This window comes from Nocardioides albertanoniae, assembly GCF_006716315.1.
Lineage (GTDB): Bacteria > Actinomycetota > Actinomycetes > Propionibacteriales > Nocardioidaceae > Nocardioides > Nocardioides albertanoniae.
Map to the genome: position 1 here is coordinate 763,906 of NZ_VFOV01000001.1, position 15,819 is coordinate 779,724.

General features: G+C 69.6%; 15 protein-coding genes. 6 read left to right on the forward strand and 9 right to left on the reverse strand.

The window, feature by feature from the left end; genetic code table 11:
- Positions 1-76: 76 nt before the first annotated feature.
- On the reverse strand, positions 77-1,513 hold the full coding sequence (locus FB381_RS03600; RefSeq protein WP_141779017.1) for an MFS transporter: 1,437 nt from the start codon (positions 1,511-1,513) through the stop codon (positions 77-79).
- Positions 1,514-1,682: 169 nt separating this feature from the next.
- Here FB381_RS03600 and FB381_RS03605 point away from each other — a divergent pair, with 169 nt between their 5' ends.
- Both FB381_RS03605 and FB381_RS03610 read left to right on the forward strand, forming a co-directional pair.
- Positions 1,683-2,234, forward strand: a complete 552-nt coding sequence (locus tag FB381_RS03605) for a TetR/AcrR family transcriptional regulator (protein ID WP_141779018.1) — start codon at positions 1,683-1,685, stop codon at positions 2,232-2,234.
- A 32-nt stretch (positions 2,235-2,266) separates the two neighbouring features.
- Complete coding sequence (locus tag FB381_RS03610) at positions 2,267-2,773, forward strand: YflT domain-containing protein (RefSeq protein ID WP_141779019.1); 507 nt, start codon at positions 2,267-2,269, stop codon at positions 2,771-2,773.
- A gap of 32 nt (positions 2,774-2,805) precedes the next feature.
- Here FB381_RS03610 and FB381_RS03615 read toward each other — a convergent pair whose 3' ends face one another.
- The 3 genes from FB381_RS03615 to FB381_RS03625 form a co-directional block, all read right to left on the reverse strand.
- The gene (locus FB381_RS03615) at positions 2,806-2,937 is read right to left on the reverse strand and encodes a methionine/alanine import family NSS transporter small subunit (RefSeq protein WP_141779020.1); all 132 of its coding nucleotides are present in this window, start codon (positions 2,935-2,937) and stop codon (positions 2,806-2,808) included.
- Positions 2,934-4,493 (reverse strand): sodium-dependent transporter, encoded by a 1,560-nt coding sequence (locus tag FB381_RS03620; protein ID WP_141779021.1) that lies wholly within the window; start codon positions 4,491-4,493, stop codon positions 2,934-2,936. Before FB381_RS03620 ends, FB381_RS03615 begins: the two co-directional genes overlap by 4 nt.
- A gap of 130 nt (positions 4,494-4,623) precedes the next feature.
- A complete protein-coding gene (locus FB381_RS03625) occupies positions 4,624-5,979 on the reverse strand; it encodes a glycoside hydrolase domain-containing protein (protein WP_141779022.1) in 1,356 nt (451 codons plus the stop codon).
- 191 nt (positions 5,980-6,170) lie between these two features.
- Between FB381_RS03625 and FB381_RS03630 the strand changes: the two genes are divergently transcribed.
- Positions 6,171-6,815 carry a hypothetical protein gene (locus FB381_RS03630; protein WP_141779023.1) on the forward strand — a complete coding sequence of 215 codons (645 nt, stop codon included), beginning with the start codon at positions 6,171-6,173 and terminating at the stop codon, positions 6,813-6,815.
- 67 nt (positions 6,816-6,882) lie between these two features.
- A complete protein-coding gene (gene purL, locus FB381_RS03635; RefSeq protein WP_141779024.1) occupies positions 6,883-9,171 on the forward strand; it encodes a phosphoribosylformylglycinamidine synthase subunit PurL in 2,289 nt (762 codons plus the stop codon).
- Here the strand turns inward: purL and FB381_RS03640 are convergent.
- Positions 9,090-9,845, reverse strand: coding sequence for a DUF2306 domain-containing protein (locus FB381_RS03640; RefSeq protein ID WP_141779025.1), 756 nt, complete (start codon positions 9,843-9,845; stop codon positions 9,090-9,092). The two genes, purL and FB381_RS03640, sit on opposite strands and share 82 nt — an antisense overlap.
- Before the next feature lie 103 nt (positions 9,846-9,948).
- Between FB381_RS03640 and FB381_RS03645 the strand changes: the two genes are divergently transcribed.
- On the forward strand, positions 9,949-10,668 hold the full coding sequence (locus tag FB381_RS03645; protein ID WP_246087945.1) for a TetR/AcrR family transcriptional regulator: 720 nt from the start codon (positions 9,949-9,951) through the stop codon (positions 10,666-10,668).
- Between the two features lie 48 nt (positions 10,669-10,716).
- Here FB381_RS03645 and FB381_RS03650 read toward each other — a convergent pair whose 3' ends face one another.
- From FB381_RS03650 to FB381_RS03660, 3 genes are read right to left on the reverse strand one after another with little or no spacing between them, the layout of a single operon-like run.
- The gene (locus FB381_RS03650; protein WP_141779027.1) at positions 10,717-12,213 is read right to left on the reverse strand and encodes a DHA2 family efflux MFS transporter permease subunit; all 1,497 of its coding nucleotides are present in this window, start codon (positions 12,211-12,213) and stop codon (positions 10,717-10,719) included.
- A gap of 44 nt (positions 12,214-12,257) precedes the next feature.
- Positions 12,258-13,064, reverse strand: a complete 807-nt coding sequence (locus FB381_RS03655; protein ID WP_141779028.1) for an ABC transporter permease — start codon at positions 13,062-13,064, stop codon at positions 12,258-12,260.
- Positions 13,061-14,086 carry an ATP-binding cassette domain-containing protein gene (locus FB381_RS03660; RefSeq protein ID WP_141779029.1) on the reverse strand — a complete coding sequence of 342 codons (1,026 nt, stop codon included), beginning with the start codon at positions 14,084-14,086 and terminating at the stop codon, positions 13,061-13,063. Before FB381_RS03660 ends, FB381_RS03655 begins: the two co-directional genes overlap by 4 nt.
- A gap of 215 nt (positions 14,087-14,301) precedes the next feature.
- On the opposite strand from FB381_RS03660, the gene FB381_RS03665 reads away from it, so the two are divergent.
- A complete protein-coding gene (locus tag FB381_RS03665; RefSeq protein WP_141779030.1) occupies positions 14,302-15,255 on the forward strand; it encodes a helix-turn-helix transcriptional regulator in 954 nt (317 codons plus the stop codon).
- Between the two features lie 12 nt (positions 15,256-15,267).
- Here FB381_RS03665 and FB381_RS03670 read toward each other — a convergent pair whose 3' ends face one another.
- A complete protein-coding gene (locus tag FB381_RS03670; protein ID WP_141779031.1) occupies positions 15,268-15,816 on the reverse strand; it encodes a GNAT family N-acetyltransferase in 549 nt (182 codons plus the stop codon).
- Positions 15,817-15,819: the final 3 nt, after the last annotated feature.

Sequence of the window (15,819 nt, forward strand, 5' to 3'; positions counted from 1 at the left end):
AGGTCAGCGCTCACATCCCGTGCGGAGCTCCGCGAGGGATGTGAGCCTCCGGCTGCATACCTTGACGGAGGAACACTCACTCAGCCACGACGACCGGCGCCGGAGCGTACGACCGCGTCCGGGAGGGCCGGCGGAGCACCAGGGTCAGCGACGCGATGATGCCGATCGAGGCCAGCGCGGCGGCGGCGTAGAAGGCCTCACGCATCCCGGGTACGACCTCGCCGGGTGTGCCGTTGGCGACGTAGACCGAGGCGATCACGGCCAGGCCGATCGACCCGCCGAGCTGCTGGGTCGTCTGCACCAGTCCGGAGGCGGCGCCTGCGTGAGCGGGGTCGACGCCCTCGAGCCCGAGGGCCATCGTGGCGGTGAAGACGAGCGAGGCGAAGGCGCCGTTGAGGATGAACGGCACGAGCACCGCGCCGGCGTACGAGCTGGTCTCCGACACCGTGCTGAGCAGCAGGAACGAGAGCGTCAGGCCGATTGCGCCGAGCACCAGAACTCCCGGCATCCCGATCCGGGCGGCGATGCGGGGCGACACCCGTGACATCGCGAAGATCGTGAGGCTCAGCGGCAGGAACGCCAGCCCGGAGGTGAGCGGCCCCATGCCCAGCGCACCCTGCAGGTAGATCACCGTCAGGTAGAACGTCGAGAACTGCGCGCCGACCAGGCCGATCGCGGCGATGAACGCGGTGACGCGGCGATGGCTGTTGAAGAGGTGGAGCTGCAGCAGCGGGTGGGCGACCCGGCGTTCGGTGAGCACGAGCGCGACCAGCAGGAGCAGGCCGACGGCGATGCCGCCGATGGTGCGAGCCGAGGTCCAGCCGTGCTCGGGTGCACCGATCAGCGACCAGACGATCGCGGCCGCACCGCCGGTCGCGGTCACGGCGCCGACGACGTCGAAACGCCCCGGTCGGCGCGCGGTCTCGGAGACGAGCCGGCTGACGAGGGCGAGGACGACCAGGCCGATGGGCACGTTGATCAGGAGCGTCCAGCGCCACGACCCGACATCGGTCAGGATGCCGCCGAGGATCAGTCCGATCGAGGCGCCGCTGGAGGAGACGGCGGCGAAGAGCGCGATCGACTTGGCGCGAGCGGCCTCGTCCTTCGCGGAGGTGGTGAGCAGGGCGAGCACCTGCGGGGCGGCGATCGCAGCGCCGAAGCCCTGCAGGGCCCGGGCGGCGACGAGCAGGTCGTCGGTCGGCGCGAACCCGCCGGCGAGGGAGAAGAGGGTGAAGACGGAGAGACCGGCGACGAACGTACGCCGCCTGCCGAACACGTCGCCGAGCCGACCGCCGAGCAGCAGCAGGCCGCCGAAGGCGAGGGTGTAGCCGTTGAGCACCCAGGTGAGTGCCGCCGGGGTGAACTCGAGGTCGCGGGCGATGCGGGGGAGTGCGACGTTCACGACCGCCGAGTCGAGCACGATCATCAGCTGGGCGACCAGGACCAGGGCGATCCCGGCGCCGGCGGTCTTGGTGGTCGCGGGTGGCGTGGGTGGTGCCACGGTGGTTGTCATTCGTGAGCTCCTGGTGGAGACGGAGGAGTAAGATGAAACGGAGAAAGACTCCGCTTCATAGACATTAACGGAGGGTGTCTCCGTTTAGCAATGCATTTAGCACCCGAGGCGGTGCTTGCTGATAACTTGAGGCCCCGCAGCAAGGGCGGGAGCCACCGAGGAGGACCGAATGAGAGCCGATGCGCAGCGCAACCGCGAGCGGCTGATCGAGGTCGCCCATCAGGTCTTCAAGGAGCGCGGTCTCGACGCGCCGCTCGACGAGGTGGCCCGCCGTGCCGGCGTCGGCCCCGGCACCCTCTATCGCCACTTCCCGACGCGGGAGGCGCTCCACGAGGCGATCTTCTCCTCGTGGATCGAGGAGGTGCGCTCGCACGTCGACAAGGCGATGCTGACCGAGGGCGGGAGCCGGGAGAAGCTGCTGGCGTGGTTCGAGGAGTACGTCGCGCTGCTGACCCGCAACCATGGTGCGGCCGCGAAGATCACCGCATCCCTCGGCTGCCAGGACTCGCCGCTGCGCACCAAGTGCCAGGCCTACGCCGACGCCAATGAACGGGTCCTCGAGGCGATGGCCGACGACGGAGCGTTGCGTGAGGGCGTCGACAACCTCGACGTCTGCCGCCTCCTCGGCGGGGTCGCCACCATGGCCGACCAGTCCTCGCTCGACGCCCACGCCGTACGCCCCATGCTCGACGTCATCGCCAACGGCGTGCTCAGGTCCTGACCGGCCGACCGCGCGTGCGGCACACTGGACACATGTCCTTCACCTCGCCGGTCGGCGGCCAGAAGAGCCCGCTGAAGCTGGAGTTCCCCCAGTCGCTAGCGACCTACGACGACTACGCGGCCGCGCAGAAGACCGTCGACTTCCTCTCCGACAAGGAGTTCCCGGTCGAGAACTGCATGATCGTCGGCACCGAGCTGAAGCAGATCGAGCGGATCACCGGCCGCCTCACCTGGGGCAAGGTCGCGCTCGCGGGTGTGCTCTCCGGCGCCTGGCTCGGCGTCTTCGTGGGCCTGATCATGTCGCTCTTCGGCGGCGACGACTTCCTGTTCCGGCTGCTCTCGACGGTGCTTCTCGGCATCGTCTTCGGCCTCATCTGGTCGCTGATCGGCTACAGCGCCACCCGCGGCACCCGCGACTTCTCGAGCGTGAAGGTCGTGGTGCCGTCCAGATACGAGGTGCTGGTCGAGCACAAGGTCGCCGCCCGCGCCCGCGAGCTGCTCGCCGAGCTTCCGGGCGCACTGCCCAACCCCTTCGCCTGACCGGGAAGGCCGGGCGAAGGGGCCGGACAGGATCAGAGATCGCGACGGATCTCGTCGGGCTCGGGCAGATCGGCCGACCGCTGTAGGTTCATCACCGCGGCGGCCAGGCCGCCCCAGATGACGAGCATGGCCACGATCATCATCGTGATGGCTGCTGCACTCATGACTGCTGTCCCTTCTCCTGGTTGCTGTCGCTGGTGAGGCTGGGGTCGAGCAATGCGTTCGGGTCTCGCCACGGTGCTCGGGCAGCGAGGGCGCCGAAGACGATGACGATGCCCGCCACTCCCCATCCGAAGACGGCGAGCAGCCAGCCGGGATAGCCGCCGTAGGGCTCCTTGACATCGGTCCAGAAGGCCAGACCGAGCACGAGCAGCAGGCCCAGCGGCGCGACCACCGAGACCAGCACGCGCCACCACATGCCGACGTCGATCACGCTGCCGTCGCTCAGGTGGCTGCCGAGCATGGGAAGTGCGCGCAGCCCCCAGGCGATGACGATCATCGAGACGACGGCGACGAGCAGGATGCCGAACTGGTTGATGAAGTGGTCGATGATGTCGAGGACGTACAGGCCGCTGGTGGTCGAGAGGAAGACCAGGCTGACGATCGCCATCGGCAGCGAGACCGCCACCGTGGCACCGGTGCGCGACATGTCGAACTTGTCGCGCACGGCGGAGATCACGACCTCGATCACCGAGATCAGCGACGTGAACCCGGCGATCACCAGGGAGCCGAAGAAGAGCACGCCGATCAGCGCACCAGCCGGCGCCTCGCTGATGATCGCCGGGAACGCGATGAACGCGAGCCCGACACCGTCGGTGGCGACGTCACCGACTGCGACGCCGCTGGCCTGAGCCATGAAGCCGAGGGCCGCGAAGACACCGATGCCGGCGAGCAGCTCGAAGCTGGAGTTGGCGAAGCCGACCACCATCCCGCTCGAGGGCATGTCGGTGTGCCGGTGCACGTAGGAGGAGTAGGTGATCATGATGCCGAAGCCGATCGACAGCGAGAAGAAGATCTGGCCGTACGCCGCCGCCCACACCGAAGCGTCGGTGAGTGCTGCCCAGTCGGGTGTGAACAGCGCGTTGAGACCCTCGGCCGCACCAGGCAGGAACAGCGATCGCACGACCAGCGCGCCGAAGGCCAGGATCAGGACCGGGATGAAGACGATCGACGTGGCGCCGATGCCCTTCTGCACGCCGAGGATCAGCACCACGATGATCGCTGCCCACACCAGGAGCAGGGGGATCAGCACGCCGGCGACGACGTTGAAGTCGACGCCGGGGTCGCCGGCCTGCAGGAACTCACCGAAGAAGAAGCCCTCGGGGTCGTCGCCCCACGACTTGTCGATCGAGAAGAACGTGTAGCGCAACGCCCACGCCAGCACTGCCGCGTAGTAGACGGCGACCATGAAACAGATGCCGACCTGCCACCATCCCAGGCCCTCGGCTCCGGGGCGGAGCCGGGCGAACGACAACGGCGCCGAGCCGCGGAACTTGTGCCCCAGGGAGTAGTCGAGGAGCAGGAACGGGATGCCTGCGGTGAGCAGCGCCACCAGGTAGGGGATGACGAAGGCGCCGCCGCCGTTCTCATAGGCGACATAGGGGAAACGCCAGATGTTGCCGAGACCGACCGCGGACCCGATCGCCGCGAATATGAACACTCTGCGTGAAGAGAACGAGCCCCTCTTCTGCTCGATCTCCTCGTCTTTGGCTGTGGTCATGCTGCCTCCTCGGCGGTCTGCCGGCTCCGCCGTTCGGAGCTGCGATCGGGCCATGCTAGTAGCCGAGGTGAGCGGCCCGCAGGCGCCTAGGAGTAAAGAACCCCGGCGGGTATCGCCGGTCGCTGCCGGGTCAGCGGCCGTGGGCCAGGTCGTACCAGGTCACCTCGGTGGCCATGCCGTGGGCGGTGCGACCGAGGCGCTTCTGGTAGGCCACGAGGGCGACGTGGGTGTTCTGGTCGAGCACCCCGGTGACCTTGGCGCGCTCGGGGGCCGAGGTGGCGTTGAGGGCGCGCTGCAGGTCGCGCACGCGCTCGCCGGTCGCGCCGCGCTTGAGGAGCGGTCGGCTGTTGGCGGCCCACAGCGTCTTCCAGGCCGGCATGGTCCAGGTCTTGCGCACCTGGAGCCCGTGCGAGCGCTGCCAGGCGTTGACGGCCTTCACCAGCTCGGGCCCGTACGTCCCGTCGACGGTGCCGCGGAAGCTGCCACGCTCGCTGAGCATGCACTTGAGCGCCTTCACGTAGACGGGCGAAGGGGTGTAGGAGCTCGACTTCGGGGCGAGGGCGGGGTAGCCGGTGAAGCTGACGGGCACACCGCCGCAGTGGGTCATCGCTCTCGCGGACCTCGAGCCGCGACCGAGGTCGATGTAGTTGGAGTCGACCTCGATGGTGACGCCGCCGTGGGTCTCCTTGTGGGGCCCTCGATACTGCTTGGCGCGGCGGTGGTTGTCCCAGACCCAGCCGGGGAGGAACTTGGTCGAGGTGTTGGCGCGGCCGTCCCAGTCGGCGATCCAGCCGTCTGCCGGGTAGGTGAAGCCGCGGGGGTGGGCGCGCAGGACGTCGTACATCGCCTTGATCCCCGAGGCGGCGCTGGAGTAGAGCGCCGGGCGGTAGCCGAGCTTCTTGATCCGGTAGTTCCAGGCCGAGACGAACCACATCGCAGACTCACGGCACCGCTTGTTGTCGATGTCGAAGCCCTCGAGGTCGTAGAACATCGTGCTTCCGGCGCGGATGCCGTAGTGCCTGGCGGCCTTGACGGTCGCGTTGGCCTCGCTGATGCCCTGGCGCTTGGCGGAGGCGTAGCGCTTGGTCGGGTTCGAGCTGATCCGCGGGTCGTCGCTGTAGCGCGGGTACGTCGGGTTGCAGGAGGCCTGCCGGCCGAGCGTGATCGGCAGCAGCCGCCAGCCGCGCGCCTGCTGGTGGCGCACCCAGGACGGGCTGAGGTGGGTCTGCTTGCGGCAGCCGCGCGACTTGCCGGAGATGTAGATGCCGACGGCGGCGTACTTGGAGTGCTTGCGCCAGCGCTCCATCGCGCTCTGGGACGGGGCGTCGCACTGGTCGAAGCCGAAGCCGGTGAAGTTGCCCGGCGTCACAGGGTTGGCGGCGGCGGCCGGGCTCGGTGCGGACAGGCCCGCGACCGCGATGACACCCGAGATCACACCGGCGCCGACTGCGCGCCTGACGATTCTGAATCTGGTGTAGTCGCCCATACCTCGCCACGGTAATCACAATCGTCACACCAGCACCAGCAGACGCGCTCAGAGGAGCCCGTTTAGTTGACCTGGCATCAGGGCACGCCCGTGTGCTGCGTGTCGGAACATCCGAGCCATTGGCCCCTAACCAATGGACCCGAGCGGCGTTACTTTGGTAAAGGAGCGGACCGCAAGGGGGAGGTGACGCCATGGAGAAGAGACGCGACTGGGCTACGCCGGTGCTCTTCGCGATCACCGTCATGCTGTCGCTGACCGTCGCCGCGATCATCCATGTCGCCCGCGGTGGTGAGGGGATCGGCCCCTTCGCGGTCGCCGACCAGGTCAGCTCGTCGACCCGCCAGGTCAACACCCCCTACGTCTGCTGGGACGGCAACGGCGCCGGCTCGCTCACCCGCTGCCCCGACCCACGTGGTCAGGACGGCCTGACGTGGGTCTTCCCCGGATATGACGGTGCCGCCCGGCAGGGCAGGTGCGGGATGAGCGAGACCGGTTCGCGCGACCTCTTCGTCGAGTGCTCGATCAGCTGGCACGGTCAGCAGGTCTACGTGCACTACGCCTTCTGGAGCGACTGGCACACCGGCGAGAAGAAATACACCGCCCTCGGCTCCACCCCGCTGATCGCGCAGCGCTCCGACGGCGCGATGTCGCTCTCCTGGCGCCCGCGCCGGATGCCCACCCCGCACGGCGCGGCCTCCTGGGTCGCTGCCCAGATGGTCGAGGGCCACGGCTGGAGCTCGGCGGCGTACGCCGGAGACGACGACGTCGCCAGGGACGCCCTCGAGGAGTTCGGCGAGATCCGCGACCTGAGGCAGTGGCGCGGGCTGCCTCGCTAGCGGCGCAGGAGTCTCGGCGTCGGTGACGAGTCGGGGGATTGCCTACTTCTGACGTAGATTTTCCCTCGTGTCCGAGACTTCGTCGCCCGCCGCCGCGTCCGATCTTCCGCTCCTCGACACCGTGCACCACGCTGCCGGTGACCCCGACCGCGAGCTGCCCTGGGCCGAGCTCGGCCTGAAGGAGGACGAGTACGCCGAGATCAAGAGCATCCTCGGCCGCCGGCCGACCGGTGCCGAGCTCGCGATGTATTCGGTGATGTGGTCCGAGCACTGCTCCTACAAGTCCTCCAAGGTGCACCTGAAGCAGTTCGGCGAGATCCCGCAGGAGACGCCGGCCGGCAAGATGCTCGCCGGCATCGGTGAGAACGCCGGCGTGCTCGACGTCGGGCAGGGCTACGCGGTCACCTTCAAGGTCGAGTCGCACAACCACCCGAGCTATGTCGAGCCCCACCAGGGCGCCGCGACCGGCGTCGGCGGCATCGTCCGCGACATCCTCGCGATGGGCGCGCGCCCGGTCGCTGTGATGGACCCGCTCCGCTTCGGCCCGCTCAGCGAGCCCGACACGCACCGCGTGCTGCCCGGGATCGTCTCCGGCGTCGGCCACTACGGCAACTGCCTCGGCCTGCCCAACATCGGTGGCGAGGCCGTCTTCGACGCCTCCTACCTCGGCAACCCGCTGGTCAACGCGCTCTGCGTCGGCGTGCTGCGCCACGAAGACCTGCACCTCGCCAAGGCGAGCGGCGCGGGCAACCTGGTGATCATGTACGGCGCGCGCACTGGTGGCGACGGCATCGGCGGCGCCTCGATCCTGGCCTCCGTGGAGTTCGACGAGGACGGTCCGGCCAAGCGCCCCAGCGTGCAGGTGGGCGACCCGTTCATGGAGAAGCTGCTCATCGAGTGCACCCTCGAGCTCTTCTCCTCGGGCATCGTGCGCGGCATCCAGGACTTCGGCGCGGCCGGCATCTCGTGCGCCACCTCCGAGCTGGCCGCCGCCGGTGACGGCGGCATGCACGTGCACCTCGAGCGGGTGCCGCTGCGCGACTCGACGCTCGCTCCGGAGGAGATTCTGATGAGCGAGTCGCAGGAGCGGATGATGGCCGTCATCGCGCCCGAGGACGAGGCGACCTTCATGGCCATCTGCGAGAAGTGGGACGTCGAGGCGGCCACCATCGGCACCGTGACCGGCGAGGGCCGGCTGCGTGTCGACTGGCACGGCGAGACCATCGTCGACGTCGACCCGACCACCGTCGCCCACGACGGCCCGGTCTACCAGCGCCCGTTCGCCCGCCCGTCGTGGCAGGACGCGCTCCAGGCCGACGTCGCCGAGAAGCTTGCCCGCCCGGTGTCCGCCGACGAGCTCCGCTCGACGATTCTGACGCTGGTCGCCTCGGAGAACCTCTGCGACAAGTCGTGGATCACCGAGCAGTACGACCGCTACGTGCGCGGCAACACGGTGCTCTCCCAGCCCGCCGACGGCGGCATGATCCGCGTCGACGAGTCGACCAACCTCGGTGTCGCGCTGGCCACCGACGCCAACGGCCGGTTCGCCAAGCTGGACCCGTACGCCGGTGCCCAGCTCGCGCTCTCGGAGTCCTACCGCAACGTGGCCTCGGTCGGCGCCAAGCCGCTGGCCATCTCCGACTGCCTCAACTTCGGTTCCCCGGAGGACCCCGACGTGATGTGGCAGTTCGCCGAGGCCACCCGCGGCCTGAAGGACGCCTGCCTCGAGCTCGGCATCCCGGTCACCGGCGGCAACGTCTCCCTCTACAACCAGACCGGCGAGGTGGCGATCCACCCGACCCCGGTGGTCGCGACGCTGGGTGTGATCGACGATGTCACCACGCGTACGCCCTCGGAGTTCCAGGCCGCCGACGAGGTCGTCGTGCTGCTCGGTGAGACCCAGGAGGAGCTCTCCGGCTCGGAGTGGGCCCACGTCGCCCACGGTCACCTCGGCGGCCTGCCGCCCGCGGTGAACCTGGCGGCGGAGAAGGCCCTGGCCGAGCTGCTCGGCGAGGCGCGCTTCATCACCTCCGCCCACGACCTCTCCGACGGCGGCCTGATGCAGGCGCTGGCCGAGCCGGCGATGTCGTCGGGCATCGGCGTCTCCGTCACGCTCGCCGGCGACCCGTTCGTCGCGCTCTTCTCCGAGTCGGTCGCCCGTGCGATCGTCACCGTCAAGGCCGACGACGTGGAGCGGCTCACCGCGCTGGCCGAGCGCCACGGCGTCGCGGCGACGAAGCTCGGTGTGACCGGCGGCGCCTCCTACGCGATCGCCTACGACGGCGACACCGTCGAGATCCCGCTCGAGGAGCTCACCGGGGTCTGGCGCTCGACGCTGCGCGACGCCCTCGGCTGACCGGCGCGGGCCGCGCGCCGGCGCGGCTTGCGGTGGATGATCCACTCGGCGATCAGCAGGTTCACGACCCAGCTGACCCAGGCTGACGCCGCGGCGGCGCTGGCGAGGGTGGGGTCCTCGGTGCCGATGTCGGCGCCGGTCATGGCCTCGGGCACGAAGATGATGAGCATGACCATGCCCCAGAAGCGGTTGGCGACGATGGAGAACGCCATCGCATAGCTGCGATACATCCACTCGCGGTGGTCCTTGAAGCGGCGCTGCCGTGCGGCGCGGTAGCCCTGCACGGTGAACAGCAGGAACAGCACGCCCAGGAACGTGTTGCCGACCTGCTGCGACGGCCCGGCCGCGGGGAACTGGCTGGTCACCAGGGCTGCCACGCCGGTGGGGATCGCCATGACCACGTAGGTGCGACCGGTCCAGCGGTGCACCGTGGGGTGGTTGTTGCGCAGCCACGGCCACAGCTGGAGCACGCCGCAGCAGAGCATCACCGAGCCGAAGAAGATGTGTGTGACCAGCGCCGGGTAGAAGGCCGGCCCGCGGTCGGGGTCGCTGAGCGCCTGCGACGGGTCGAGGCCCACATATCTCGGCAGTGCCGTCGCCAGGAAGATCACCGTCGCCGCGGCCAGCGGGAAGACCCACCACTGCCTCGCCAGAGGTCTTGTCGTCGTGCTCATGAGCCGTCCGATCTAATAGCGTATGATGTTAACTGTTTATAGAATACGCAGATAGAGGAGGCGGTCAACCCGTTTCCGGACGGGGCAGGGCATGATGGACGTGATGAGCTCTGATCTGATCCCTCGCCTGTGGGGCAAGCTTCCGGCCGGCCGGCGTGGCCCGAAGCCGGCGCTGAACGTCGCCCAGATCGTCGAGGCTGCCTATGTCATCGCAGACGAGCAGGGTCTCGCGGCCGTGTCGATGGCGCGGGTCGCCGACGCCGTCGGCTGCTCGCCGATGGCGCTCTACCGCCACGTGACGAACAAGGAAGAGCTGCTCGTGCACCTCGGCGACCGGCTCAGCGCCGATCTGGTCGAGCCGCCTCGCGACCTGGGCTGGCGCGAGGGCCTGGCGGCGTGGATGCGCGCTCAGGTCGACATGGCGGTGAGCCGGCCCTGGTTCCTCGATCTCCCGCTCGCCTCCACGCTGCCCGGGCCCCACCGCCTCGCCTGGGTCGACCTGGGTTTCCACTACCTGCGCGAGGTGAGCCTGCCTCCCGAGGAGAAGCTGGCGATCTTGGGCATCGTCGCGCAGTACGCCCTGGGCGAGGCCAGGATCGAGATCGAGGCCGCGCGGTCGACGGAGAATCCCTATGCCTCCTTCGAGCAGATGCTCGTGACGTACGCCGATCCGGAGCGCTTCCCGAACCTGATGTCGTCGATGGCCAGCTGGCGCCCGGCGGGACCAGGCGAGGAGTCGGAGTCAGGCGACCCGTCGGCGTTCGGGCAGAGCCTGTTGATGGCGGGCATCGAGGCCCACATCGAGCGCAGCTCTCCCCGCTGACCCGCCGAGTCGGCTCGTCAAGACGCGCCGACTCGACGTTAATTTTTGTCAGGATGCGCCGACTCGACCTGATCTCTGGTCGGGACGGGCCGACTCGATGGTGGCTCGGGCCGATGGGGTGCGCCGGAAGACGATGAGCGCGATGAGCGCGGAGATCGCCATCATGGTGACCGGGAGCCAGAAGGCGGCCTGCATGGCCTCGGCGGCCAGGGGCGCGACCTCGGCGCGCGCGGCCGGTGTCACCGAGCTGAGCGCACCGATGCCGTCACCGGCCAGGCCGGGAAGGCGCGTGGAGAGCGCGGCGGCGAGGAGCACCGAGACGCCGGCCGTGCACAGTGCGGTGGCGAGCTGGTTGAGCACGTTGATCATCGTCGAGCCGGCCGGGATGGCGCTGTCCTCGAGGTAGCGCGTGGCGATCGTCATCGTCGGCAGCATCACGAACCCGGCGCCCGCGGTCGCGATCGCGTGGGTCGTGGCGAGCGCGAGCATCGAGGCGTCGGCGCTGAGCTGGAGCGCGAGGGCGCCGAACGCCAGGGTGGAGACCACGATGCCCGAGCCGACCACCGGCAGCGGCGGGAAGCGGTCGATGAGGCGCCCGGAGATCTGGATCATGATGCCGGCCGCGATGCCGGCCGGAGCCATCAGCAGCCCGGCCGTGGTGGCCGACTCGCCGCGTACGACCTGCCAGTAGAGGGGCACCAGGATCATCGAGCCGAAGTAGCCGCCCGCGAAGCAGACCAGCAGCGCGGCGCTGCCGCCGGTCAGGCGGCGACGCAGCAGCCGGATGTCGAGGAGCGGTGCCGGCGCGCGGAGTGCGTGCCGCACGAACAGCGCCACCAGGACGACGCCGGCGACGATCGGGATGAGCACGTCGGGGGCGAGCAGCGTGTCTTCGGCGAACGACGTGCCCAGCACGAGCAGGGCCATCGCGGGCGGCAGCAGGAGCAGGCCACGACGGTCGAGGCGGGTGCTGGCGCCGTCGGTCAGGCGGGGGAGGTTGCGCAGCCCGAGGAGCAGGCCGCCGATGCCCAGCGGCAGGTTGATCAGGAACATCCACCGCCACGACATGGTGTCGAGCAGCCAACCGCCGAGCATCGGCCCGAAGACTGGGCCGATCAGCACCGGCAGGCCCATCAGGGCCATCAGCCGGCCGCGCTGCTCGGGCGGCGCCGACCGCAGCGTCAGCGTCATCGCGGCCGGCATCACGAAGCCGCCGCCCAGCCCCTGCAGCACTCGGAACGCGATCAGCGACTCGACGTTCCACGACGCCGCGACCAGGCCGGAGCCGATCGTGAAGACGCCGATCGCGGTCAGGAAGACCTGGCGGGCGCCGAAGCGGCTGATCGCCCAGGCTGCGGCCGGGATGACCGTCGCCAGCGCGAGCGTGTAGCCGGTGGCCACCCACTGGATCACCGGAAGCGAAGCGCCCGTCTCCTGGGAGAGACGGGCGATCGCTACCGCGACGATCGTGATGTCGATGGGGATCATCACCGTGCCGGTGATGACGGTGAGCACGATCGTGGTCGGGCTGGGGTGGCGGGTCATGAGTCCAGTGTGAAAGCTGAAGTCAACTTCAGGTCAAGTGGGTTTCAGCTCGCCCGGTCCATGGTCCGTACGCCGACGAGCACCCCGATCGCCGCGACGACCGCTCCCGCGACGAAGCCGCCGGCGACGACATCGGCCGGAAACTCACCGGCGAAGAGCGCACGCTCGGCCTCGACGACGTACGTCATCGGGTTGATGTCGCTGAGGAACCGCAGCCATCCGGGGGCGCCGTCGAGGGGGAGGAGCACGCCGGAGAGGAGCAGCAGCGGGAAGATCAGCATCTGCTGCACCGTCCAGAAGACCCAGTCCTGCTCCTTCGCGGCGGTGGCCAGGGCGAAGCTGAGCGCGCCCATCCCGATCGCGAACAACGAGACGATGACGGCGCCGACCAGGACCCCGGCGAGGTGGAGATCGAAGCTGAACGGGGTGACCACGACGAGGATCGCGACCGTCTGGAACAGCACCGGCACGACCTCCTTCAGGGCCCGCCCGACCAGCAGCGACGGCCGGGAGAGAGGCGAGACCAGCAGCCGCTCGTGGGAGCCGGAGCGGATCTCCGCGGTCAGGTCGGCGCCGGTCATGGAGGCGCCCATCAGCGCCGTCATGACGACGATGCCCGGCACGAACCACTGCAGCGCGCTGCCGCTCTCGACCGCGGGCAGGAGCGGCGCGAACAGGCCCAGGAAGACCAGCGGCTGCACCATCGCGAAGAGCATCGAGGCCGGCTGGCGCAGCTTCGGGGTGAGCTCGCGGACCAGCACGGTCCAGGTGTCGACGAGGAACCCGGTCGGCCTGCTCGCGAGGCGGGCGGTGCGCTGGATCTCCGCGCTCGGGACGGTGATGGTGCTCATGCTGCTGCTCCTTCGGTGTGGGTGGTGGAACCGGCCGACTCCGCCGACTGCGCCGACTCGCGCAGGCTGCGGCCGGTGAGGTCGAGGAAGACGTCGTCGAGGGTGGGTGCGTGCACCTCCATGCGGATCGCGGGGGTGCCCTGGGTGGCCAGGTCGATGGCCAGCCCCGGCGCCTTCTCGGTGCCGCGCGGCGTACGGATGGTGACCTGGGTGCCGTGCCGCTCGATGAGCGTGGGGCCGGCCGATCCCGTCTCGGCGCGGGCGGCGGCGGACGCAGCCTCGGACTCGGTGGCGAAGCCGAGGACCACCAGGTCGCCGAGACGGTCCTTGAGCCGCGACGCGGTGTCGTCGGCGATCACGACCCCGTGGTCGACGACGATCACTCGTCCGGCGAGGGCGTCGGCCTCCTCGAGGTAGTGGGTGGTGAGCACGATCGTGGTGCCGTCGTCGTGGAGGCGGCGGATCTGCTCCTGCAGGTTGGCGCGGTTCTGCGGGTCGAGGCCGGTCGAGGGCTCGTCGAGGAAGAGCACCTCGGGGTGGTTGAGCAGCCCGATCGCGATGTCGAGCCGGCGCCGCTGGCCGCCGCTGAGCGTCTGCACCGGACGGTCGGCATGGTCGTGCAGGTCGAAGGCGATGAGCAGCTCGTCGATGCGCGGCTTCGCGGCGGCACGCGGGATGCCGTGCGCCCGGGCCTGCGACATCAGCTCGTCGCGGCCGCGCTGGACGAACGCGGCGGCGTTGCCCTGCCCCACGTATCCGATCGAGCGCCTCACGGCTGCTCGGGAGCGAAGGACGTCGTGGCCGGCGACCTCGGCGGTGCCGGAGGTCGGTGGGATGAGAGTGGTCAGCATCCGCAGTGTGGTCGACTTGCCGGCTCCGTTGGGGCCGAGGAACGCGACGAGCTCGCCTTCCTGGATCTCGAGGTCGAGCCCGCGTACGGCCTCGACGGTCTTCTTGCCCCGGGTGAAGCTCCTGGTCAGGCCTTCGGTGCGGATCACCGGTCGGTTGGTGTAGTGCGTCATGCGACCAGCCTCTGAAGTAATCAGGCCAGGTTCTGTCCGCTTTCGAAACAATTTTGCATAATTGAGGTTGATAAGCCGACCGATCGGGTAAGAGTGTGACTGCGCCGCGACGGTCGGCTCGTGGAGGGGGCAAGCCGACCGTCGCGCCGGATCGGTCGACAGCCTCACCGGGATTCAGGCCATGGACTGACCGCAATCGTGTCTACGGTGGTCTCATGAGCACGAGTGCCCGGATGCTGCAGCTGCTGTCGCTGCTGCAGACCCATCGATTCTGGCCCGGCACCGAGCTGTCCAGCCGTCTCGAGGTCAGCGAACGTACGCTGCGCCGCGACATCGAGCGGCTGCGTGACCTCGGCTACGACGTCGATGCCAGCCGAGGCGTCGCCGGCGGATACCAGCTTCGCGCCGGCAACGCGCTGCCGCCGCTGCTGCTCGACGACGACGAGGCGGTCGCGATCGCCGTCGGGCTGCGTACGGCCGCGGCCGGGCTGGTCGCCGGGATGGGCGACACCTCCGCACAGGCGCTCGGGAAGGTGGTCGCGCTGATGCCGCCGCGGCTGCGCCGCCGGATGGACGCGGTCACCTCGCAGACCGACTCGCTGCCCTGGGGTGGCCGGGTGTCGCTGGACGCCGGGGTGCTCGGGGTCCTCGCCCAGGCCTGTCGCGACGACGAGGCGCTGACCTTCGTCTACCAGGCTCCCTCCGCCGAGCCGGCCCAGCGCCGGGTCGAGCCGCACCGGCTCGTGATGCTCGGCAGCCGGTGGTATCTGCTCGCCTACGACCGGGTGCGCCACGACTGGCGCTCGTTCCGTGTCGACCGGGTCAGCGCCCCGATGACCACCGGCCAGACCTTCCGCCCCCGCGAGATCCCCGGCGGAGACGCGGCTGCCTACGTGCAGGCCGGGATCCGTGCCCGGCCCGCGGCCCATGACGTCTCCGTCGTGCTGCAGGCCGAGCCCGACGTGGTCGCGCGCCGGGTGGGGCGCTGGGGCGACGTCGAGCCCGCCGAGGGCGGCTGCCGGCTGCGGATGCAGGTCGACGACCTGGGGTGGCCGGTGATGATCCTCGTCGGGATCGACGCCGACTTCACCGTCGAGCGGCCCGCGGAGCTCGCCGAGCTGGTCGCGAAGGCGGGGGAGAGGTTCGCCCGCTCGGGCGCCCGGTCGTGAGGGCGCCCGGCGTCACTGCTCCTCGCGCCGCCATTCCTCGCGCAGCAGGCCGTAGACGACCAGATCGCGGCGCTCGCCCGGATAGGCCTGGGCCCCGCGCATGGTGCCCTCGAGGGTGAAACCGAGGCGCTCGGCCACCGCACGGCTGCGCGTGTTCATCACCGAGGTGTCGATGATCGCGCGGGCGATGTCATGGTCCTTGAAGAGCGTGTCGAGCAGCGCCGAGACGGCCCGGGTGACCAGGCCGCGGCCCTCATAGTCCTCGCCCAGCCAGTAGCCGATCGTCGCCGACTTCTCGTAGAGGTTGATGCGGGCGGTCGTCGCGCCGGCGACCTGACCGTCCTGGCGGATGACGCACGGGATCATCTCGCCCTTGACCCACTGGGTCAGCAGGTAGGTGCCGAGCGAGGCGACGCTGATCATGCTCTGGTCGGAGTGGGCCCACGGCTCCCACTCGCGCAGATGCTCGAGGTTGGCGTTGATGAGCTTGTGGACGCCGTAGTCGGTCGAGCGGTCACGCAGGACGATCTCCGCCCCGTCGCCGAGGTCGATGTTGAACACAGG